Annotated in this window: 15 protein-coding genes; 10 read left to right on the top strand and 5 right to left on the bottom strand. The window is 64.7% G+C overall.

The features are described 5' to 3' along the window. Positions 1–19: 19 nt before the first annotated feature. On the top strand, positions 20–1,309 hold the full coding sequence (gene brxD, locus AC5L38_RS36565) for a BREX system ATP-binding protein BrxD (RefSeq protein ID WP_495247384.1): 1,290 nt from the start codon (positions 20–22) through the stop codon (positions 1,307–1,309). Beyond that, positions 1,309–3,447, top strand: a complete 2,139-nt coding sequence (locus tag AC5L38_RS36560) for a DEAD/DEAH box helicase (RefSeq protein ID WP_495247383.1) — start codon at positions 1,309–1,311, stop codon at positions 3,445–3,447. The genes brxD and AC5L38_RS36560 overlap by 1 nt, the downstream gene beginning before the upstream one ends. A 75-nt stretch (positions 3,448–3,522) precedes the next feature. On the opposite strand, the gene AC5L38_RS36555 is transcribed toward AC5L38_RS36560, so the two are convergent. Beyond that, a complete protein-coding gene (locus tag AC5L38_RS36555) occupies positions 3,523–3,732 on the bottom strand; it encodes a DUF397 domain-containing protein (protein WP_495247382.1) in 210 nt (69 codons plus the stop codon). Positions 3,733–3,746: 14 nt separating this feature from the next. After that, positions 3,747–4,622, bottom strand: coding sequence for a helix-turn-helix domain-containing protein (locus AC5L38_RS36550; RefSeq protein WP_495247381.1), 876 nt, complete (start codon positions 4,620–4,622; stop codon positions 3,747–3,749). A gap of 368 nt (positions 4,623–4,990) precedes the next feature. Between AC5L38_RS36550 and AC5L38_RS36545 the strand changes: the two genes are divergently transcribed. The 3 genes from AC5L38_RS36545 to AC5L38_RS36535 all read left to right on the top strand — a co-directional run bounded on the left by AC5L38_RS36545 (position 4,991) and on the right by AC5L38_RS36535 (position 6,353). Continuing rightward, positions 4,991–5,443 (top strand): ATP-binding protein, encoded by a 453-nt coding sequence (locus AC5L38_RS36545; protein WP_495247380.1) that lies wholly within the window; start codon positions 4,991–4,993, stop codon positions 5,441–5,443. A 78-nt stretch (positions 5,444–5,521) separates the two neighbouring features. Further along, positions 5,522–6,091: a hypothetical protein gene (locus tag AC5L38_RS36540; RefSeq protein WP_495247379.1), complete on the top strand. Its 570-nt coding sequence runs from the start codon at positions 5,522–5,524 to the stop codon at positions 6,089–6,091. Positions 6,092–6,218: 127 nt separating this feature from the next. Next, positions 6,219–6,353 carry a hypothetical protein gene (locus AC5L38_RS36535; RefSeq protein ID WP_495247378.1) on the top strand — a complete coding sequence of 45 codons (135 nt, stop codon included), beginning with the start codon at positions 6,219–6,221 and terminating at the stop codon, positions 6,351–6,353. Positions 6,354–6,415: 62 nt separating this feature from the next. Here AC5L38_RS36535 and AC5L38_RS36530 read toward each other — a convergent pair whose 3' ends face one another. The 3 genes from AC5L38_RS36530 to AC5L38_RS36520 all read right to left on the bottom strand — a co-directional run bounded on the left by AC5L38_RS36530 (position 6,416) and on the right by AC5L38_RS36520 (position 10,832). Continuing rightward, a complete protein-coding gene (locus tag AC5L38_RS36530) occupies positions 6,416–8,347 on the bottom strand; it encodes a DNA/RNA helicase domain-containing protein (RefSeq protein ID WP_495247377.1) in 1,932 nt (643 codons plus the stop codon). A gap of 121 nt (positions 8,348–8,468) precedes the next feature. Beyond that, the gene (locus AC5L38_RS36525) at positions 8,469–10,313 is read right to left on the bottom strand and encodes a DNA/RNA helicase domain-containing protein (protein ID WP_495247376.1); all 1,845 of its coding nucleotides are present in this window, start codon (positions 10,311–10,313) and stop codon (positions 8,469–8,471) included. 162 nt (positions 10,314–10,475) lie between these two features. Continuing rightward, positions 10,476–10,832: a nucleotide pyrophosphohydrolase gene (locus tag AC5L38_RS36520; protein WP_495247375.1), complete on the bottom strand. Its 357-nt coding sequence runs from the start codon at positions 10,830–10,832 to the stop codon at positions 10,476–10,478. A gap of 284 nt (positions 10,833–11,116) precedes the next feature. Here AC5L38_RS36520 and AC5L38_RS36515 point away from each other — a divergent pair, with 284 nt between their 5' ends. Genes AC5L38_RS36515 through AC5L38_RS36495 form a run of 5 tightly spaced genes read left to right on the top strand, consistent with a single transcriptional unit; the run spans position 11,117 to position 20,659 of the window. Further along, a complete protein-coding gene (locus tag AC5L38_RS36515) occupies positions 11,117–11,803 on the top strand; it encodes a vWA domain-containing protein (protein ID WP_495247374.1) in 687 nt (228 codons plus the stop codon). A gap of 17 nt (positions 11,804–11,820) precedes the next feature. Further along, the gene (locus tag AC5L38_RS36510; protein ID WP_495247373.1) at positions 11,821–13,257 is read left to right on the top strand and encodes a protein kinase domain-containing protein; all 1,437 of its coding nucleotides are present in this window, start codon (positions 11,821–11,823) and stop codon (positions 13,255–13,257) included. After that, a complete protein-coding gene (locus AC5L38_RS36505; protein WP_495247372.1) occupies positions 13,254–16,676 on the top strand; it encodes a DEAD/DEAH box helicase in 3,423 nt (1,140 codons plus the stop codon). The genes AC5L38_RS36510 and AC5L38_RS36505 overlap by 4 nt, the downstream gene beginning before the upstream one ends. Next, a complete protein-coding gene (locus tag AC5L38_RS36500; protein ID WP_495247371.1) occupies positions 16,677–18,302 on the top strand; it encodes a hypothetical protein in 1,626 nt (541 codons plus the stop codon). It begins immediately after the preceding gene. Next, positions 18,302–20,659 (top strand): AAA family ATPase, encoded by a 2,358-nt coding sequence (locus AC5L38_RS36495; protein ID WP_495247370.1) that lies wholly within the window; start codon positions 18,302–18,304, stop codon positions 20,657–20,659. Before AC5L38_RS36500 ends, AC5L38_RS36495 begins: the two co-directional genes overlap by 1 nt. Positions 20,660–20,866 lie beyond the last annotated feature (207 nt).

Here is a 20,866-nt window from a genome sequence, read left to right as displayed (position 1 = left end):
TCGTCCGACACAGGTCAGCGTGGCACGCCGCCGCGCCGTGATCGACGCGTTGCGGCGCGGCGCCGTACCCGAGAGTGGCCTCGACCTGCTCGCCACCGGCCTCGACCGGTTCGAGTCGGCACTCGACGCCGAGCTGGACGCGGTCGCCTCCGGTGCCTCGGTGTTCAAGGCCGTGCGGGGGGAGTACGGGTCCGGCAAGACGTTCTTCACGCGGTGGCTGGGGGAGCGGGCCAAGCGGCGCAACTTCGCCGTCGCCGAGATCCAGATCTCCGAGACCGAGACTCCCCTGCACAGGCTGGAGACCGTCTACCGACGGCTGACCGAGCGGCTCACCACCGCGAGCTTCCCGCCGAGCGCGCTGCGGTCGGTGGTGGACGCGTGGTTCTACACGCTGGAGGAGGACGCCCTCGCCGCCGGAGCGGGCGAGGACGAGTTGCCCGCCGAGGTGGAGAAGCTGCTGGCCGCCCGGCTCACCGAGGTGTCCCGGCACGCCCCTTCCTTCGCGACGGCGCTGCGCGGTTACCGGTCCGCGCTCGCCGCAGGGGACGAGACGACCGCGGCGGCGATCCTCGCCTGGCTCGGAGGGCAGCCGCATGTGGCCGCCGCTGCGCGCCGGTTCGCGGGCGTACGCGGTGACCTCGACCACTTCGGGGCATTCGGCTTTCTGCAGGGACTCCTGACCGTGCTGCGCGACTCCGGGCACCCGGGGCTTCTCGTCGTGCTGGACGAGGTGGAGACCCTGCAGCGCGTGCGCTCCGACGCACGTGACAAGGCGCTCAACGCGCTGCGGCAGCTCATCGACGAGGTGCACTCGGGCCGCTTCCCCGGCCTGTATCTGTTGATCACCGGGACTCCGGCGTTCTACGACGGGCAGCAGGGAGCGCAACGCCTCCCACCGCTGGCCCAGCGGCTGGCGACCGACTTCACCACGGATCCGCGCTTCGACAACCCGCGCGCGGTGCAGATCCGGCTCCCGGGTTTCACCCTGGAATCGCTGGTCGGCCTGGGAACGACCGTCCGTGATCTCTACATCGCCGGAGCCGAGGCTCCCGACCGGGTTCAGGACCTCGCCGACGACACCTACGTCACCGAGCTGGCACGGGCAGTTGGCGGGGCACTGGGAGGCAAGGTCGGGGTGGCTCCCCGGCTGTTCCTGAAGAAGCTCGTCGGCGACGTGCTCGACCGCATCGACCAGTTCGAGGACTTCGACCCCCGGCTGCACTACACCCTGACTGTGAAGAGCTCCGAACTCACCGACGTCGAACGGAATCTCGCCGTCACGGCCGACGACGTCGACCTGGATCTGTGATGACGGGCTCGGCCGACCCGCTGGATCGGCTCGATCCGGTCGTCCTGCACCACATCGTGAACAGTCTCGGCTGGCCCGACCTACGCCCTCTGCAACGGACCGCGATCGGGCCGCTGATGGACGGCGAGGACGCGGTGCTGCTCGCCCCGACAGCGGGCGGCAAGACCGAGGCGGCCTGCTTCCCGCTGCTGTCGGCGATGGCACGACAGCACTGGGCCGGGACGTCGGTGCTCTATCTGTGCCCCCTCAAAGCACTGCTCAACAACCTCCTCCCGAGGATCGACGCGTACGCGCAGTGGCTCGGACGCCGGGCCGCGCTCTGGCACGGAGACGTCAGTGAATCGCGGCGGCGCCGGATCCGTACCGACCCGCCCGACATCCTGCTCACCACCCCCGAGTCGCTCGAGGCGATGCTGATCGGTGTGAAGACCGATCACGCGCACCTGCTGGGACGCGTCCGGGCGGTGGTCGTGGACGAGGTGCACGCGTTTGCCGGCGACGACCGTGGCTGGCACCTGCTGGCCGTGCTGGAGCGGCTGGAGCGCGTGACCGGCCGCGCCATCCAGCGGATCGGTCTCTCGGCGACCGTGGGCAACCCGGCGCAGCTCCTCGATTGGCTGCAAGGGGCCGGCCGAGGAGAACGGACCGGACAGGTGGTGGCGCCCGACCTCCCGCTCGCGCCTTCCGAGGGTTCCCGCGCGGCCGGGAACGTCGAACTCGACTACGTCGGCTCGCTGGACAACGCCGCGAAGCTGATCGCGGCGCTGCACCGGGGAGAGAAGCGCCTGGTGTTCTGCGACTCGCGAAGGCAGGTGGAGCACCTCGGCGCGGCCCTGCGCGCCCGCGAGGTGAACGTCTTCCTCTCCCATGCCTCGCTGTCCACCGAGGAACGCACGCGGTCGGAGAGGGCCTTCTCCGAAGCCCGGGACTGCGTGATCGTCTCCACCTCGACGCTCGAACTCGGTATCGACGTGGGTGACCTGGATCGTGTCATCCAGGTCGACGCCCCCGGCAGCGTCGCGTCGTTCCTGCAACGCATCGGACGCACCGGACGGCGGTCCGACACCGTACGAAACTGCCTGTTCCTGACGACAAGGAAGGAATCGCTGCTCCAGGCCGCAGGTCTGTTGCTGCTGTGGGGACGCGGCTGGGTGGAACCGGTCGTCGCACCGCCGGAACCACGTCACCTGGTGGCGCAACAGTTGCTCGCCGTCGCCCTTCAGCACCACCGGATCGGCGGCCGGTCGTGGCCGGAGGAGTGGAACGGGCTGGAACCCTTCGACCGCTCGGCGATCCCCATCATGCGACACATGGTCGACAAGGGGTTTCTTGACGAGGACGACGGGATGCTGTTCGTCGGGCCCGAGGCCGAGCGGCGCTTCGGACGGCGACACTTCATGGAGCTGACCGCCTCCTTCACCGCCCCACCGCAGTTCACCGTGCTGGCCGGTCGCCAGGAGATCGGGCGGACCGACACCTCGGTGCTGACCGAGGAGAGGCAGGGACCACGCCTGCTGTTGCTCGGCGGCCGGAGCTGGCGGGTGACCTTCATCGACTGGACGCGTAAGAGGGCCTTCGTCGAGCCGGCCGACGGCGGTGGCGTCGCCAAGTGGACGAGCAGCGGGATCACCGGGCTGTCATATGCCCTCACCCGGGCCATGCGAGAGGTACTTCTCGGGGCGGATCCTCCGGTGTCCCTGACCCGCCGGGCCCAGGACGGACTCGCCGAATGGCGGGAGGAGGAGGCGCCGGATGTCGTACATCCAGGGGGCACGCTGATCACTAGAGCGGGCGACGATGTGCGGTGGTGGACGTGGGCCGGCTACCGCGCGAACGCGACGCTCGCCGCCACACTGCCGTCGATCGCCGACCCGGTGCAGCGGCCGACGGACTTCTCCGTGCGGCTGCGGGAGGACCTGACACCCGATGCCTGGCGCGAGGCTCGTGCCGGCGCGGGGAACGGTGAGCTCCTGGTACTGCCGGACGTCGACCGCCGTGCCGTCCACGGACTGAAATTCTCGGCCGTCTTGCCGGAACGGCTCGCGGTGGCGACGGTCGCGGCCCGGCTGGCCGACTTCGAGGGCGCGCGCGCCGCGCTGGCCGAGCCGATTCGCCTGCGGATCGCTACGTCCTCCTGAGGGCGTCATCCGGAGTCCCGGTAGGCGCAGTGCTCCGGGACTCGGAGGACAATCGTGTGTCTCGGGGGGAGGACGTCAGGCGATGCCGTCGAAGTGGCCGCTCTTGATGCCGCCGACGAAGGCCGTCCACTCGTCACGGTGGAACAGGAGCGTTCCGCCTTCACGGTCCTTGGTATCGCGGACGGCGACGTCGTTGCCGACGAAGGCCATCTCGACGCAGCTCGCGCCGTCGCCGCTGAGGCTGCTCTTGCGCCAGCGAGCACGGGAGAGGTCAGGGTTCTGCATCCTGCTTCCTTCCTCTAGTGATCTTCGCGTGCGGGCGCGAGTAGCGCGGTCGTATCGGTAGGGCTGAGCGCTATCGCACGAAGATGCTCACAAATATTGTTACATCTCTGAATATCCTTTTCCTTCTCCAGGAATAGATCGCCACCCATGCTGTCGATGTAGATCACGTCGAAGTTGTCCTCGGTGAACTTCAGGGAGATGAAGCTGCCCAGCATTCCTGGGTGGGCTCCGGCAGAGAACGGAATGACTTGAACGGTGATGTGCGGACGCCGGGCCTGTTGGGCCAGGTGCTTGATCTGAGCACGCATAACCGTCTCGCCTCCGACCTGCCTGTAGAGAACAGCCTGGTCCAGGATTGCCCATAGGCGAAGTGGTGCGTCCCCCTCCAGGAGGGCCTGACGCTGCATCCGGGCAGTGACACGATTCTCCACCTCAAGGTCGGTGGCATTCGGCAGGACAGCCCGGATCACTGCACGCGCGTAGTCTTCGGTCTGCAGCAGGCCAGGGATGAACAGCGACTCGTAGTTGATGGCCTGTTCGGCCTCGGCTTCCAAGCCGATGAGGGCGGTGTACTGGTCGGGGAGACTCGCCTCGAAGTTGTGTAGCCAACCGCGTTGCTTGGCCTCCTTCTGCAGGAGGATCAGGTCGGCACGAGTGTCGCCGGTGACACCGTAGATGTCGAGCAGGGTGAGAAGTGTCCTGAGCTGCGGTTTGGTCTTGGCGGTCTCGATTCGATAGAGCGTGACGATGTTGACGTGGGTTTTCTCCACGACGTCATCCTGGGACAGTCCGGCGGCCTGGCGAAGACGACGTAACTCGGACGCCAGGCGGCGTAGACGCACCGTAGGAGGTTGGCGTTTGCCGGATGACGGAGGCGCCTTTTCGCTCATTCCCTACCTCTCTCGCATTTGGCGCATACCTGGATCATGCATGAGAACAAATGAAGTCCCTTGCATTAACCAAGAGTGATGATGCATGCTCACTCCGTAAGCCTTCCAGGCGGCCATCCCGCTGGAAGGCGAAACGCACGATTTCCCCAGACGGCCGGGCGGACGATCTTCCCTCCCGAGGCGGCCCACCCCCGTACCGGGTGCCCGTCCGGCCTCAGCGGTACGACCGGCGACGCATCTGCGACGCTCCCCGGCCGTGCTTCCCGTAGGACCGGCACCGTGCCCCCGTCCCCCGTGGGGTGAGCGGCGTCCCCCGTCTGCGAACGGTGCCGGTCCTACGTCCGACGTACTGACCAGGAGCGGGTGAAATGACCGGTGTAACCACCACGGAGCACTATCTGGAACTCTCCGTCTTCTCGACCTCGCCCTACTACGCCCGCGTGCACGTCCGGCGGGTGCTGGAGGGCTGGCGGCGGGACGACCTGGTCGAGACGGCCCAGCTCGTCATCTCCGAGCTGGTCTCCAACGCGGTCAAGGCGCACACCTCGTGCCCCGCCGACGTGGAGGCGACCCACCTCGGCCCGGACCGCATCTGGATGGACCTCTATCTGGTCGGCGAGACGGTGGTCCTCCGCGTCTGGGACGCCGCCCGCACCCCGCCCGTACTGCGCGACCCCGGCCCCGACGACGAGGGCGGTCGAGGTCTTCACCTCGTCGACCTCCTCGCCACCGAGTGGGGCTACTACCGTCCCACCCCCGGCGGCAAGATCGTCTGGTGCACCCTGGCGGCCCCACCGCCGTCCGGGGAGCGGATTGAGTGATCGTCACACTCCCATCAAATAGCGAAATGTAATCACGCCAACTCGGAAGGTTAGGAATCATGGGGTGTCGTGCCCCCTGTGCTTGCCGACCGTGTTGGCTACGTTGACGAGTCGATCCATGATCGGCCCGGTCTGTATCTTCTGGCGGTGGTGCTTGCCAAGCCTGATGCCTCCGCGCAGGTGGGGCGTGAGCTCTCGGCCCTGATTCCGATGGCACGGCGGGTGCACTGGCATGCCGAGGATGATCTAACCCGTATCAGCCTGGTGAAGACGGTTTCAACGATGCCGGTAAGCGCACGGGTTTACGCCTGCTTGTTCGACGCTCCCGGCCGTAAGGAGGCGGCGCGGGCAAGGGCGCTCAGGTGGATGGTGCTGGAGCTGGACACCGGAGTCCATCACCTGATTCTCGATCGCCGCCAGGACGCACAGGACGCGACGGACCGGCGAGTTCTTGGCGGACTGGCAGGGCGACCGCCCCGGTTCACCCTGGAGCATCGGAGTTCGGCCGATGAGCCGCTGCTCTGGCTGGCAGACATCGTGGTGGGAGCGGCGGCAGCCCAGGTGTTGGGTCGCACTTCCGTCTACGTGGAGATGCTGGGAGAGGCACTGAAGGCGGTGAGTGTCGACAGGCCCGAAGGAGACGATTAAAACGCGATGGCCGGGTGCCCGTCATGCGGCGGGAAGCCCGGCCTCACTTCGCGGTTCGTACCCGACCGCGCACTACCCATCGTAGTTGCGTCGTCGCTCCTGTCAATCACTGTCGGTGATCGTGTTCATGACGAAGATCGACGAGGTGGCTGCCACCTCTATCTCGTGGCTGACCGGGGCCACTGAGTCCGACCCCGGCAAAAAGATCGTCTGGTCCAGACTGGCAACCTCATCGTCGCCTCCCAAGGGACAGGCCGGGTGAGCATCACCATGTCCCGGCTCCGACGGACGCGGTCTCCATCCGCCCCTGTGGGGATCGGGGCGTCAGGTGGCGGAGCCGTTGACGAGGCCGGAGAGGAACTCCTGGGTCTCGGGGTCCGTCGAGTACAGGACCACCCCCGTCAGCCCCCTGGTGAGCAGCACCTTGTAGGTGTTGCGGATCAATCGGTCGAACTGTTCGGGGGTGACCGACGACCTCGTCAGGTCCTTGTCCTTGCATCCCTCGCGTTCGGTGACGAGCCTGCCGCCACGGGCCAGCAGGTCAGGGCCGATGATCACGCCGGCCCAGTCGAACTCCAGGCCCTGAGCCGTGTAGACGCAACCGATCTGGCCGAACCCGCCGGGCGCGCTGGCCCAGATCTGGCTCGGCGGGGCCTCGCCGACCTTGGAGGTGCTGTTCGCGTTCCAAGGGCGTTCCCAGTCGCCGATCTTCACGTCGAGGTGCAGGGTCTTGTCGGGGTTCGGCTTGCTCCAGGGCCAGCAGAATCCGGCCGTCATCCGAGCCGTCCAGCCCTCGGAGATCTTGGCGGCCAGGGTGGCCTCCATGTCCGCCGGAGACTTGGCCACGATGACCTCGAAATTCCTGTCACCGGTCCAGGGATGCGGCCCGGGGGCGCCGTCCCACTCGCCGTCCTCGTCGCCGAGGGCGAGAAGCCTGCGTACCCACAGGTCGTAGGCGACGCTCCCGCCGCACCGCCACTGACCTTCGAGGGGGACATGGTGATAGGGCACGTTCAGCTGTTGCGCGTATGACTTGATCGCGGCCAGGGTGCCGACCTCGCCCGGCTTCACCACCTGGTGTTCGTCGAGGAAGAAGACGGGCACCCGGGCCGCGTCGATCAGATCCTGGATCTGAGGGCGGTCGCTGCACTTGCTCAGGTGGAATCGGTCGAAGGACTTCAACCGGGCTCGATGCGCCTCGTCGGCGATCAGCATGTCGGCCTCGTTGGGCCCGGTGGTCGCGAAGTCGTAGAAGTACTTGAAAAGGTTCTTGAGCTCCTTGTCGCTTCCGGTGACGAAGCGGCGCATCGTCTCGGTGAAGGCCCGGGAGCCGGTGGCGTACCAGACACGGCGTTTGGCCCTGGCCATGTAGTGCAGGAGCTCGATGGCCACGGCGCTCTTCCCGCTGCCGGGACCGCCGGTGATGATGACGACCCGTTTGGTGTTCGCGGCGAAGGATCCCTCGACCGCGTGCCGTACGGTCTCGAACGCCTTCTGCTGCTGGTCGACGAGGATGAACTTGTCGCGTCCCTTGAGGACGTTCGCGGCCTTCTCCAGGAGTGGCTGGTTGGGCTGGACCCGCCCGTTGACGAGGCGTTCGGCCGCGGGGTGCCCCTCCGCGTTCTCGAACCGATCCCTGAGGTAGCCGACGAACGCGCTCCGCTCCGTCTTGGTGAACAGCCGGACGTTGCTGTCCAGAGCCAGATCGAACAGGCCGGGCACGCTCTGCCGCGTCGCGTTGTGCAGGTAGGCCACGCCCTCCACCGCCTCGGGCTCCCCGTCCAGGGCGCTGCAGTTCTCGGCGAGCTGCTGGCAGTAGTTGGAGACCTGGGGCGCGGGATGGGTGTCGTAGTCGTTCCAGCTTCCCGGGACCACCACGAGCTTCTCGTCCTCTTCGTAGAGCTCCGCCTCGCTCCACTGCTTGAGTTCGATGACGACGAAAAGGTCCCTGCCGGTGTGACGGTTGACCCCCGCGAGGACGACGTCCGCCGCGCTCCTCCTGTTGTGCGGCATGGGGAACTCGACCATCACTTCGATCCTGTCGAGTCCCGCGTCCTTCAGGTCGCGGGCGAGGGCCGAGAGGCTGTTGGTCCACGCCCGCAGCTGGCTCTTGCCCGCGTGCCTTCCCGTCTCCCGCTTCGTCGCTTCGGCGAGTGCCGCGGTGAACGCCTTCTCCATCTCGGAGGCCGGCGTGGAAAGGGTCGTGAAGAACGTCGCCGCGGAACCTCTGTAGGCGGGTCCCAGCTGCCTGGCCATGCGTATACCCCCAGGGCACGAAGATTCGTGCGGTGTGGGGGCGTGTCCGTCGCCGGAAGCCCGTCGGGCCGCGCTGTCGGTGATGCGGAAGTCGTCGCTCGTTCGGTGTCGATCCGGGCCCTCAGGCCCGCATCAGTTCCTCGATGAACTCCTGGGTCCGCGCGTCGGCGGACCAGACGTAGGTGCCGGCCATTCCGCGGGTGAGCAGGACCTTGTAGGTGTTGCGGATCAGTCGGTCGGCCTGCTCGTCGGACACGCCTCGCTTCTTGAGCTCGGGGTCCCTGCTGGCCGCCCGGACGGTGACGAGCCTGCCGTCGCGGTAGACCAGGTCCGGGCCGATGATCACGCCGTTCCAGTCGTACTCGAAACCCTGGGCGGTGTAGACGCAGCCGACCTGCTCGAAGCCGCCGTCCTGGGTGGCCCACAGCGAGCTCGCGGGCGCGTCGCCCACGGCACGGTCGCTCTTGACGTTCCACGGACGGGACCAGTCGCCGATCCGCACATCGTGGACGAGCGTGTCGTCCTTTCGAGGATCGCTCCACGGCCAGCAGAATCCGGCCGTCATCCGGGCCGAGTAGCCCTTGTCCAGCTTCGATCGCAGCAGGGCTTCGAGTTCCTGCGGCGAACCGGCCGCCGAGACCGCGAAGTGGTCGTCTCCGAGCCACGGCACGGGGCCACCGGCCAGCAGGCCGAGGAGGCGCAGCACCCACTCCTCGTACGCGCGGCTGCCGCCGCAGCGGAACTGCTCGTCGAGGGAGACCTCGTGAACCCGGAACCCGCGCGCTTCCGCGTGGCTCCTGATCTCGGCCACGGTGCCCATCTCGCCGGGCCGTACGACCTGGTGCTCGTCCAGCAGGAAGACGGGCACTCTGGCGGCGTCGATCAGCTCGTCGACCTGGCGCCGGTCGCTGCGCAGGAGGGCCGGGGTGTAGCGGTTCTGCGAGGTCTCCCGGATCCGGTGCGCCTCGTCACAGATGAGGACGTCGAGACCGTTGCGCTCGGCCTTCATGAAGCTGTTGAAGTACTTGAAGAGGTTCTTCACCTTCGAGGAGCCCTTGCCCGGCACCCGGCGCAGCGTCTCGGTGAACGAACGAGACCCCGTGGCGTGCATGACGTCGCGGCCCTGCCGGGACAACTCGCCCAGCAGGGACAGCGCGATGACGCTCTTCCCGCTTCCCGGGCCGCCGCCGACGATGACGACCTCTTTCGAGTCCGCCCTGCGTGCCCTGCCGACGGAGTTCAGCACGATCTCGTACGCCAGCCGCTGCTCGTCGAGCAGCACGAACTGCTCGCGCTCCTTGATCTCCGCGGCGGCGAGCTTGAGGAGTTGCTTGGAGGGCCGGACGGCGCTGGTGAGCAACCGGTCTGCCGCGCCCGCGCCTGACTCGGAGGCGAACCGCTCGCGCAGGTAGTCGAGGAAGGCTCCGCGGCGGCTCTTGGTGAACATACGGCTCTGCTCGCTCAGCACTTCTCCGTAGAGGTCCTCGACGTCGAGGTCGGCCGCGTTGTGCAGGTAGGCCACGCCTCTGAGCGCGTCACTTCGCCCCTCCAAGGCGGCGACGAAGTCGGCGATGTATTCGCAGTAGTTCTCGACCTGGAGCACCGGGTGCAGCCTGGGACCGCCGGGCACGCCTTCGACGAGCACGAGTTTGGGATCGTCCTCGAACAACTCGGCCCGGCTCCACTGCTTCAGCTCCACCACCACGTACGCGTCACCGCCCGTGCGGCGGTCGACCCCGGCGAGGACCACGTCGGCGCGCTTGCTGGTCAGCGGGAGCTGGTACTCGACCAGCATCTCGACGGCGCCGAGCCCGGCGTCGACCAGGTCGCGGGCCAGGACGGGGAGGCTGCGGTCCCAGGATCTGCGCTCGGCGGCGGAGGGGTTGATGCGCGCGGTCCTTCGGAGGTGCTCGGCGATGACCTCGCTCAACCGTCGTTCGGGAACCGAACCGTCGGTGGCGAGCATGGCCAGACTTTCGGCGGAATGCCGAAATGCCGTCACGGACCTACCCCCAGGCAGCACGAGAGACTCGTGCGGTATGGGGGCGTGTCCGTGCTCAGACGATGAGCGGAAGCCCGTCGGGCCGCATCACTACGCCAGGCACATTACAGCGATCATCCGACAAAATCAGGCGAGGGGCGGTGCCTTCCTGGCCGACCCTCGATAGGTCTCCGCGTCGTAGCGTCTGTCGCTCTGGTCGAGCTTGGCGTGGGCGGCTTCGACGAGATCGATCCCCAGCACGTCGGCGAGCCGGGTCAGATAGATCATGACGTCGGCCACCTCGGATCTGAGGCGTTCGGCGGCCTCGGGATCGTCCATGACGCTCGCGGTCTCCTCGGGCGTCAGCCACTGCAGCTCCGCGAGCAACTCGCCGACCTCGCCGGCCAAGGCCATGGCCAGGTTCTTCGGCGTGTGGAACCTCTCCCAGTCTCTCGCCTGCGCGAACCTTCGCACCCTGCCCGCCAACGCCTCGAGTTCCGTCATGAAGGCAAGCTACAAGGGGAGTCGCCTGGGCTGGGGCGGTGGTGTGCTCTTTGGAGGTGATGATCAATCATATAAGTAGTAAAACCGTACAAAAACTCTTTATGGGATTTCAATGCATAGTCTTCTCTTTATGTATTTATTCAGACAAAGCCGGTCTGGGCCGCATGAAGTTTTTTGTCTGAAATAGATTGACTTAGAAGTTGATAAGCGAGATCCTGCAAGGCTCTATATCAGTCGTGTGCGGATCATGAACACCGCGCCGCATCAGAAGGAGTCCCTCACAGGTGGGCAATGATGGAATGGACGCCGTGTTCTCCGGTGTCCAGAAACCCCGACCGCTCCCGGTCCTGGTCCTGGCCGATGTCAGCGGAAGTATGGGACAGCCAGCAGAGAAGATCGACGTGCTCAACAGAGCAGTCGCAGAGATGATTCGCAAGTTCGCCGACGAGGACTCCATCCATGGTGAGATCACCGTGGGAATCATCACTTTCGGAGGCGGCGAAGCGCGACTGCATCACCCCATCGTTCCCGCGACCCAAGCACGGTGGGACGACATGACCGCTGGGGGGAGAACCTGGCTCGGGCATGCGCTCGACCTGGCCCGAGAGGTTCTGGAGGACGAGACGGTTGTGCCGAGGCGCGCGTACCGTCCCACGATCATCCTGGTCTCCGACGGCATTCCCACAGACGGCTGGCGGGAGCCTCTGGACAAGCTCCTCGCGTCCCCTCGCGGAAGCAAGGCGATCCGCCTCGCGGTGGCGGTCGGATCGGAGGCCGGAACCAGCGCTCACCAGGTGTTGGAAGCCTTCATCGACAACCCCGCCGTGCCGGTGATCCGTGCGGATGAGCTGGACCGGCTGACCCTCTTCTTCCAGTGGGTCACGATGAGCGTCAGCACGCGCGCGCAGAGCGCTCATCCCGACGCTCCCGCGACATTCGACGCCGACGACCTTTACGACCTGATCGACTGAGCGGGCTCGGAGGAGGGGTGACATTCAACACACGTGCCCGTGTCAAGCCGCGGCAGGGTGACCAGGTCGAGGACGAGTTCCACACCACCTGGGAACTCTCCGAGAAGCTGGGACAGGGAGGACAAGGCGAGGTCTGGTCGGTGACCGGTGACCGTGCCGCGGTGAAGTTCCTCAAACGCTCCCACGAAATCGATCAGGAAGCGCTCCGGGCGCGCCTGGCGGCCGTACGCCGCTTCGACCTGTCCGGTATCCCCATAGCGAGACCACTCACGATGCTCACCGGTGAGCATCTTGGATACACCATGGAGTTGCTGGGTGACATGGTGGGAGTGGGGACCCTCGCCTCGGTGCCGAGCAACGAGCCTATTTCCGAATGGTTCCAGCGGACCGGTGGGATACGAAGACGTGTAAGACTTCTGGCTCTTGCCGCCGAAGCGCTGAGCCGTCTTCACGATCGGGCGCTCTGCTATGGAGACATCTCCCCCACCAATATCCGGGTTTCCGCGAAGAGTGACCACACCCAGGTCTGGCTGATCGACCCCGACAACATCACCGCGGAGTCCAGCTCGTTGCGGAGCGGGGTGTACACCTATCGATACGGTGCGCCCGAGGTGACCGCCGAACGGGCCCCCTGTAGCAGCCTCACTGATGTTTACTCCTTCGGAGTGCTGGCGTTCGAGACCCTCGTGCTCGCTCATCCCCTCGTCGGGGACAAGGTCTACAACGACCCGAGTACCTTCGAATACGAGGCTTTCACTGGTCGGATGGCCTGGATCGACCACCCCACCGACACGCGCAACCGATCCACTAAGGGGCTCCGTCGCGAGCTCGTCCTGACCAAGGGACTGCGCGAGCTGGCCAGCAGGACCTTTGACACGGGAATGAACGAACCGCGGGCCCGGCCGTCCATGCGAGAGTGGCACTCGAAGCTCGACAGGGCTGAGCGAGCGACGATCATCTGCCCGGCCTGCGAGAACTCCTACTATGTCTTTTCCGGGCAGTGCCCATGGTGTGCCGCGAGCAGGCCAGCGATCTTGCAGTGCGAGATACGCGGATACGTTCCCTCCACCTGCCTACCCGACACGGCGAAGCACAAGCGGGGAGCGGAGACGGGGCCACTCGATTCACTGTTCCTGACACCGCATGTGCCGGTGGTGATCCGTGCCCGTAACGGTATGGTCTGCCTCGACCTCGGTCCGGGTGAGACACCCATCGATCCGGACGAGACGCTGGTGGAGGTCGTTTGGGACGGGGGCTCGCAACTCCTCGTCCATGGGACGGAACGGCACGACGTCCGGCTCTTCGACTCTGTGACCGGACGGTCCTTCGCCGTCGACGCACAGCGGCAGCGATCACTGACGCTCGGAAAATCGGATGTGACCATCAGATTCGGTCCGGACAATCTCATCCACCGCTTCGCTCGATTCCTTCTTCAGAGAAAGGCGGACCGGTGAGCGGTGAGCTGCTCGGCGACCTACCGGGGGCCCCGACGTTCATCTGGGTGAATCTTCCCAGAGGCATCTCGCCCGACGGCCTGATCAACAGGGAGATCTCTGTGTCCCGGGTGGGCACCACGGTGATGGCGACCTTTGCGAACGACGGTAGTGATATCCACGAAGCGCCTGTAAGAGGCCGGAGCGTTGACGACCAGGAACGGCTGCACGAGCTCGTCACGGAGGCCGGAACAGCTATCGCGCTAGTCAAGGACGTGGATGAGGGCCGTGGTGGACGTTCCACACTCCTGCTCCAGCTGCACGTTTTCAATGAGATACGCACCTGGAACGCGTTACGTGTCACCGTCGACGAAACGGCGATGGAGTCAGTCAAGCGCATCGTGGGCTCCGAAGCGATCAAGAGCAACCAAGGCGTCCTCGACTGGCTCGACCGTACATTCGTCCTGCAGCCCTCCTCAGGGGGCGGCGGCGGCAGGCGGATGGTCGCACTGGCGACGCCAAGACAGAACATGGTCGTTCCCACCGAGTGCAGGCTGCGTGGTGCGGGGGTGGTGGCGACGCTGGCCCGCACCGATGGCGTCTGGGGGCTTCGCCGTATCCACCGGGAAACGAGTACCCTCCCGGAAGGGAACCTGGCCGTGCTCGTGCGGGTCGGTGTCGAGTTCGTCGATGGTACGACGACCGCCAGGTTGCGCTCCCAGATGCGCGAGGAACTGGACCTGCTGAATGCCGGTACGGAGAACGACAGCTTCCTCTCTCAATGGCGCAGGTATCACGAGCTGGAGAATCGCTATGCCCTACGCCGCCTAAGGGAGCTCTCCTACCTCAAGTACGACTGCTGGGCCCCCCTGGACGACATCGGAGACGTCCTGCGTTTCGAGCTCGCAGACCCGGGCTCCGCGATCGAACGTGAGATCACGCTGCTCAGGCATCTTCAGGACATGGCCAGGGCAGGCCAGGAGATCCAACTCGAATGTGCGGTGGAACTCCCCGACGCGCTGGGAGGCGGACGCAGTCTCGGCGCTGGAGCACAGGCGCCGGAGGAAGGCCTGCTCCAGGCGGCATTGGGCAGCACGAACCCCATCGGGGTCGTTCTGGACGCCGACCCTGATGCGCGAACCGTGGACATGCGCATGGTGCCGCGTCAGAAAGACAGAAGAACGGGCCTCGCGGGTGACGACGATGCGCCATGGGAAAAAGGGTTTCTGCATGGTGCAGTGACCGGTGACCGGCGACGTCTTGAGCGGCGCCAGCGGGCGCTGCAACGCATTCTCGAAGGCCGTATCCCCCTTCCCCAGTTGCTCTCCCTGTTGCAGGGAAAGCCGGAGATAGGGCGAGAGCGGCATCGGATCAAACCGCTGTCGGAAGCAGCGCGCGCCTGTTTCAAAGGCCAGCCCAACCCAATGCAGGAGCTCGCCCTCGAAGCGGCGCTCAATACGCCCGACATCGCCGTCATCCAGGGGCCGCCCGGTACCGGCAAGACGCAGCTCATCGCCGCCCTGCAGATTCGCCTCACTGAGGAGGGGCGTGACCACCGGGTGGTAAGCCAAAGCATGTTGCTCTCCAGCCATCAGCACACTGCCGTGGACAACCTCGTCGAGCGTTCGCAGTACATGGACATTCCCCCTGTGAAGATCGACTCGCAAGGCAGAGGATCCACCGCCCATGTCGAGGCGTGGCGTAACAGGACTGTAGAGGCGCTCGAAGAGGAGATCTCCGGCACACCGCAGGGGCGGCGGGCGAAAGCGCTACGGTCGGTGGTGCGGGAGGCGAGTTCGTACTGTAAGGCACCGCGTCCCGCCGACCAGCTTGCCCCGCTTCTCGACAGGATTGCCGCCGAGGTCGCCGGTCTGGTTAACGACGACCTCTACCAGAAGCTGCTGGGGCTCGCGGCCGAGCTCCGTATCGCCACACGCCAGGCGGAACTGCGGAGCGACCACCGACGTCAGAGCACATTGCGTGCGGTCCGCGGAATCCGCTCCACGGCGTGTTCTTTCCCCGATGACGGCCCTTTGATGGCGACCGTGGCTCTCCACTACGTGGACCATATTCCCCAGGTCGAGCGGGAGCACCTCGATCTCCTGATAGCCGCTGCCGAATGGATGAGTGAGGACCTGCCTCCTTTCCTGCCGAGACTCGACGCACTCCGGAACGAGTTGATCGATATGCTCACCGCTCCCTCCGATCGGCTCGCCCCGCCGGTTGTGCGAGCTGACGTTCTCGGGATACTGAACGAGATCGCCGACGGACTTGAGGGCGGCTGCCTGGACTCGGCGGAGGGGGTAGACGTTGTCCTGCTGGAGTTCCTCGAGGAATTGCAAGGCGATCCGGAGGCCGTGCTCGCCACCCTGCGTCTCTACACGACCTCCCTCGCCGCCACCTGCCAGCAGGCCGACTCGCGCGGCATTCGTGACGCCAAGGATGGTGACCGCCTCTTTGAAACTGTCATTATCGACGAGGCGGCGAGAGCCAACCCACTGGACCTGTTGATCCCCATGACTCTGGCGACCAGGCGGATCATCTTGGTGGGTGACCAGTACCAGCTTCCGCACATGCTCGAACCCGACGTTGAACAAGAGTTGAGAACCGAACCGTCCGATGCACTCGCCATTCTTCGGGAGAGTCTCTTCGGCCGCCTCTTCGATCTGCTGAAGAAGGATGCCCGAGGACGCAGAGCCGTGCGGCTCAACGAGCAGTTCCGCATGCATCCGGTACTCGGCGAGTTCGTCAGCAGAAGCTTCTATGGGGAGACCCTGTTGTCCCCTCGGCCAGCGGCGGACTTCGAGCACCGCTTAAGTAGATATCTAGGTCGCCCCGCTGCCTGGATCAGCGTGCCGAACACGGCTGGTCGCGAGCAAGGCGGGCAGAGCAAGGCTCGGCCGATCGAGGCACAGGTGATCGCCGAGGAATTGAGACGTCACGCACTGGAACGGTTGGATCTCACCTTCGGGGTCGTCAGCTTCTATTCCGCTCAGGTGCGATTGATCTGGGAGGAACTGGTTCGTACGGGCCTTGCGGAGCGCTCCGGTAAGGGCTTCCGGCCGGTCGAGGCCCTGCTGCGAGACGATAAGGGACGAGAGAGAGTACGACTGCATGTGGGCACAGTGGATGCCTTCCAGGGTAAGGAGTTTGATGTCACCTATCTGTCAGTGACTAGGTCGCGCTCTTTGGCCAACGCTCAATCCCCTCGGACTGATGAGGCATGGATCCGCTCCACCTACGGCCACCTTGTTCTAGTCAACCGGTTGTGTGTCGCCATGAGCCGTCAGGAACGGCTTCTGGCCGTGGTGGGGGACGACGCGCTTTTTGAAAAGGACGTCGCGCCCAAGCTGGTTGAGCCACTCACCGACTTCCTCGCCCTCTGCCGGTCGGACGATGGGCTGTTCATAAACGCGTTCGCCGAAGAACAGGAGGCATAGGTGTTCCGGGTAGACCGCGGCGTGTTGAAAATGCATCAACCGCCCGACTCAGCCTCCTTACAGTTCCTCTGCTGGCCGGTGCTGGTCTATCGGGTGATGGCGCCGGCCATGCGAGTTCACCATCTCAACATCATCGAGAAGGTGGTGCTCGGGCTTTGTAGGGCCGGAGTGCGCAGGCCGGAGGAGATCGCCGCCCGTATTCACCAGAGTGCCGAGTTCGGTGCGTACGTCGTTCAGCAGCTTCGCGGCAGCGGACAACTCGATATCTTGAACGCGCCGACCGAGACCGGGCTGCGGACCTTGGCAACCGGTCGGATGAACGAGGAGCCGGAGCTCATCGTCACGAATGTTTTTCAAGACCCCGTTAGTGGCGAACTATGGCCGCGTACCAGCGTCGAGCTCAAATACCAGCGAATAAGGCGAACTCGAGGTGACAGCGCCGAATTCCGGTTGGACTCCGCCGGCCACCCGCGTGAGATGTCGGCCCACATCGTGTCGTACGATCACAGGTTTCCGCCGCCACCTGCGGCGGACCGGATCCTTGCCGCGATCGGCGCACACCGCCGTAGCGATATACAGCGGCGTACGCAGCGCTTCGAGGAAGTCGAAGACAGCCGGGCGAAGACAGCTTCCACTGCGGAGCGGGACCTTCGCACCTTGGCCAGTGAGCTGGAACTGCCCCTTGGTCTCCTCCATGAGGGATTGGTTCATCGGATCGTCGATATTGAAGGGCCGACTCCCGAATACCTCCTGACATGGCTGGAAACGGATGTTGATTTCAAGAGCGGTCATCGTGGATGGCGGGCGAAAGACCCTTTCGGATTGGATCCCGACATGATGCTGAATCGCCTTGTGACGGTGCGCATGCGAGAGGACGAACAGCTCTCCACGCTGATATCAGGTCTGACCGTCAGACCGGAGGAGCGCCTCAAGCAGCAATATCAGCTCATCGGCAGCCAGGTTCGGCGTATGGCGGAGGCGAAGCTGACGGGGTTACTGGGGTCAGAGATCCGTAGCTACCCAGAGACTTTCGATCTTTTGCTGGGTTTGGAGGAGGCGGCAGTGCGGGCCGACCGCAGCGGTGTGGAAACCGTCGCGCGTGAGGCGTATCGGATCTATGAGCACATGCTCAGATGGATGGTCGGTGAGTTTTCTCCGCCGCCCAACCCAAGTTGGGCGGCGGGAGAGAGCATGCCATCGCAAAATATTGTCAGAAACGTGCTGTTGGAGGCGTCAAAGGAGCTTGGTTTCAGCTCCTTTCCCCATTTATTCATTGGAAAAATGAGGGGAGTTTGTGCTTATCCAAGAGAATTCTCTATTTCCGGAAAGCTAAATATTTCTGTCGAAAACGGCTATGTTCATGATCTTTTTCCGTATGCTTTGATAGCCGCAACCGATAGGAACAGCCCTCACCGGCGTGTTCACCCGCTCCGTGACTTGGCGCAGCGCCGCCCCGATGTTCTGAAAGAACTTCTAGTCCTAAAGGACCTGCGTAACCGAGGGTCGCACGCCGCTCGTGGGGCCACCGTCCAAGACGACATCGAGTGGTGCCGGGGACTCGCGCTTGACGCCGCACGAAGCATCATGCCCATGCCTTCCTTGAAGGCGGAGAGGACAGCGAACTGATGGGCCGCTCCAGCAGCAGAAAGTCCAGGAAGGCGCAGGGAGGTGTGCGCAAACTCCCTGAGGCGGAACTGGAGACGATTGTCGTGAGCGCGAACGCTCTCATCATCGATGAGCTCGAACTCGCAGGTGATGAAGAACTGCCCGCGGAAGCCGACGTGAGCGGCGAGATTAGCGTCACGCGGCTGCGCGAGGCGATCAAAGATGCCGAACGGGCGCGCGATCTCGCGAAGCGGCGCGAAAGTAACCATCAAACCGCGCTGGCGGGCCTGGACAAGAAGAGGGAAGTCCAAGAGGCGAACCTAACCAAGCGAAAAGAGGAGTTGGAAGATCTCTCCACGAAACTTGACGCGAGGAAAGAGGAGCTTGATAAAGGGTTTCATAAGCTGGCCGATCGTGAAAGCGAGCTGGCGAGCGAGAATGACCGGTTGGCGGTGCGTCATGCGGAACTGGTTAGCTTGGAACAGGCTGCCAAGAGCGGATTCGCGGACTTCCGGCATAAGCAGACGCAACTTCTGGGTAACGAGCTCGACGAACGTCGCCGTCTGGCTGAGAAGGGCCTCGACCACTTGGAAAGGCAGGCAGCGGAGCGGCGTGCGGAGGCAGAGGAGGAGCTTCGTCGCCGAGCTGCCCAGCTGGATGAAGAATCCGCGAAACTGGACGATCGGAGGCGTGAGCAGAATCTTGAGAGCCGTCGTCTGAAGGTCAGAGAGCAGTATCTCGATCAGGAGGCCACGGAGCGAGGCAGGGAGCGCAAGGAGCAACTGCAGTCGGAGCGCGACCTGGCGAGGCAGGAGTCATGGAGCTGGCAGCAGCGATACGACGCGATGCGCGAACTTGCCGACGAGCGGGGAAAGGAACTCGCGGTCCAAAAGGCGATGGAACTGCGCTTCGAGCACCGGAAACCGGAAGAGGTGCTGGAGGAGATCGCTTTGCTGAGAGGGGAGAACGCCGAACTGCGGAAGCAGGTCGCGGCTATGCCCATCGGGGACAGGGATCGTCTTGTCGAGCTTCAGGCTCGGTATCACGACCTCACAGTGGAGCGGGAGGATCTCTTCCGCAAGAACGAGGAACTGCTCCGATACGTCGAGGTCAACAAGATCTCGGCGATTGAGCGGGAGAATGCCCGTATTCTTACAGCCGCACTGGAGCAGATGAACCAAACACTGCGGGGGGAGATTGAGCAGCAGACGGCCAAACTGGACATGCTCCAAAGCGGTTCGGAGCAGAACTCGCCATTCCCGGCCTGCGCCGCGATGGATGACGACGTGCGGTTCGCGCGTAGGCCAGAACTGGCGAGAGGGCGAGTGGAACTGGCCGCCTTCGTTCCCAGAGTCCGCCAGGCCATAGCGGCCTATGAGGGGTTGTACTACTCCGAGGCAGACCTCCGGTGTTTCGTCGCGGGTATGGCCGCTAGCCGTCTGCATCTGCTGCAGGGCATCAGTGGGATCGGCAAGACCCGGCTTCCCGAAGCATTCGCCAAGGTCATCGGCGCGAGGTGTGAGATCGTTCCGGTGGCCGCCGAATGGCGAACCCCTCAGGACCTCATGGGCTACTACAACGCTTTCGAGCGTAAGTTCTATGAAACGGACTTCACCCAGGCCCTCTACAGGGCGCAACTCCCGCTCTACCGTGACAAGCCATTCATTATCGTGCTGGATGAGATGAACCTCGCCCACCCGGAGCAGTACTTCAGCGATCTGCTCTCTGTGATGGAGCAGAAGGAAGGCAATCCGAAATCCGACCGGCACCTGCGACTGCTGTCGGCGCGCGTTGACCCGGCCCCTCGCCTTCTAGCAGAGGGGCGCGATCTCAAAGTGCCTGACAACGTATGGTTCGTGGGTACGGCCAACCATGATGAGACCACAGTGTCCTTCGCTGACAAGACCTACGATCGGGCACACGTGCTTGAGTTGCCGCCCAAGCCCGACCGGTTCGAGGCCGGTGATATGAGCCCGCTTGTTCCCATCGCGCTCACGACTCTGACCGGTGCGTTCGACGCCGCGAAGGAGGAGCACGCGGCGCAGGCACTGCGCGTTCTCTCCTTCTTCGAGGAGCATTTCGGTGATCAGCTCCGCCGGATCTTCCACATTTCCTGGGGAAGTCGCCTGGAACGGCAGGCGCGGGCATTCGTCCCAGTCGTAGTGGCGGCGGGAGGGCACATTGGAGAGGCCGCTGACCATCTCCTCGCCACGAAAATCCTGCGCAAGCTCCAGGGAAGGATCGAAGTGCCTGCGCAAGAGTTGGAGGATCTGCGGCGGCTCGTGGAGAAGAGCTGGCCCAAGCTCTGCGGGCTTACGCAGCCGGTGAAGTCGATGGATGGTCTCGGCCATGAGGTTCGTTGGAGAGCGATCTCGTGACCGGCAGACCCGTTCTATGGGACCGACTCAGTGGTGCCCCGGCATTGGCCCCATCGGCACAGACATTGTCGGGGCGTTACCTCACACCCGACGACGGGCAAAGTTACTCGCTGGGAAACCGGGCGGTGCAGCCAGGCGACTACCTATCTGGTGGGAGCGGTGGCTGGACGATGTGGCGAGACGGGGACGATGCCCGGTGGTCTGGCG

This window comes from Streptosporangium nanhuense (assembly GCF_059358815.1).
The sequence above is the reverse complement of the archived record's forward strand: the minus strand, read 5'-3'. Positions and strand labels throughout refer to the sequence as shown.

What these genes read in the sequence shown, in the direction of transcription:
- AC5L38_RS36560 (WP_495247383.1), top strand. Translation starts at nt 1,309, where the DNA reads ATGACGGGCTCGGCCGACCCGCTGGATCGGCTCGATCCGGTCGTCCTG.
- AC5L38_RS36555 (WP_495247382.1), bottom strand. Translation starts at nt 3,732, where the DNA reads ATGCAGAACCCTGACCTCTCCCGTGCTCGCTGGCGCAAGAGCAGCCTC.
- AC5L38_RS36550 (WP_495247381.1), bottom strand. Translation starts at nt 4,622, where the DNA reads ATGAGCGAAAAGGCGCCTCCGTCATCCGGCAAACGCCAACCTCCTACG.
- AC5L38_RS36545 (WP_495247380.1), top strand. Translation starts at nt 4,991, where the DNA reads ATGACCGGTGTAACCACCACGGAGCACTATCTGGAACTCTCCGTCTTC.
- AC5L38_RS36535 (WP_495247378.1), top strand. Translation starts at nt 6,219, where the DNA reads ATGACGAAGATCGACGAGGTGGCTGCCACCTCTATCTCGTGGCTGACC.
- AC5L38_RS36530 (WP_495247377.1), bottom strand. Translation starts at nt 8,347, where the DNA reads ATGGCCAGGCAGCTGGGACCCGCCTACAGAGGTTCCGCGGCGACGTTC.
- AC5L38_RS36525 (WP_495247376.1), bottom strand. Translation starts at nt 10,313, where the DNA reads ATGCTCGCCACCGACGGTTCGGTTCCCGAACGACGGTTGAGCGAGGTC.
- AC5L38_RS36520 (WP_495247375.1), bottom strand. Translation starts at nt 10,832, where the DNA reads ATGACGGAACTCGAGGCGTTGGCGGGCAGGGTGCGAAGGTTCGCGCAG.
- AC5L38_RS36495 (WP_495247370.1), top strand. Translation starts at nt 18,302, where the DNA reads ATGGGCCGCTCCAGCAGCAGAAAGTCCAGGAAGGCGCAGGGAGGTGTG.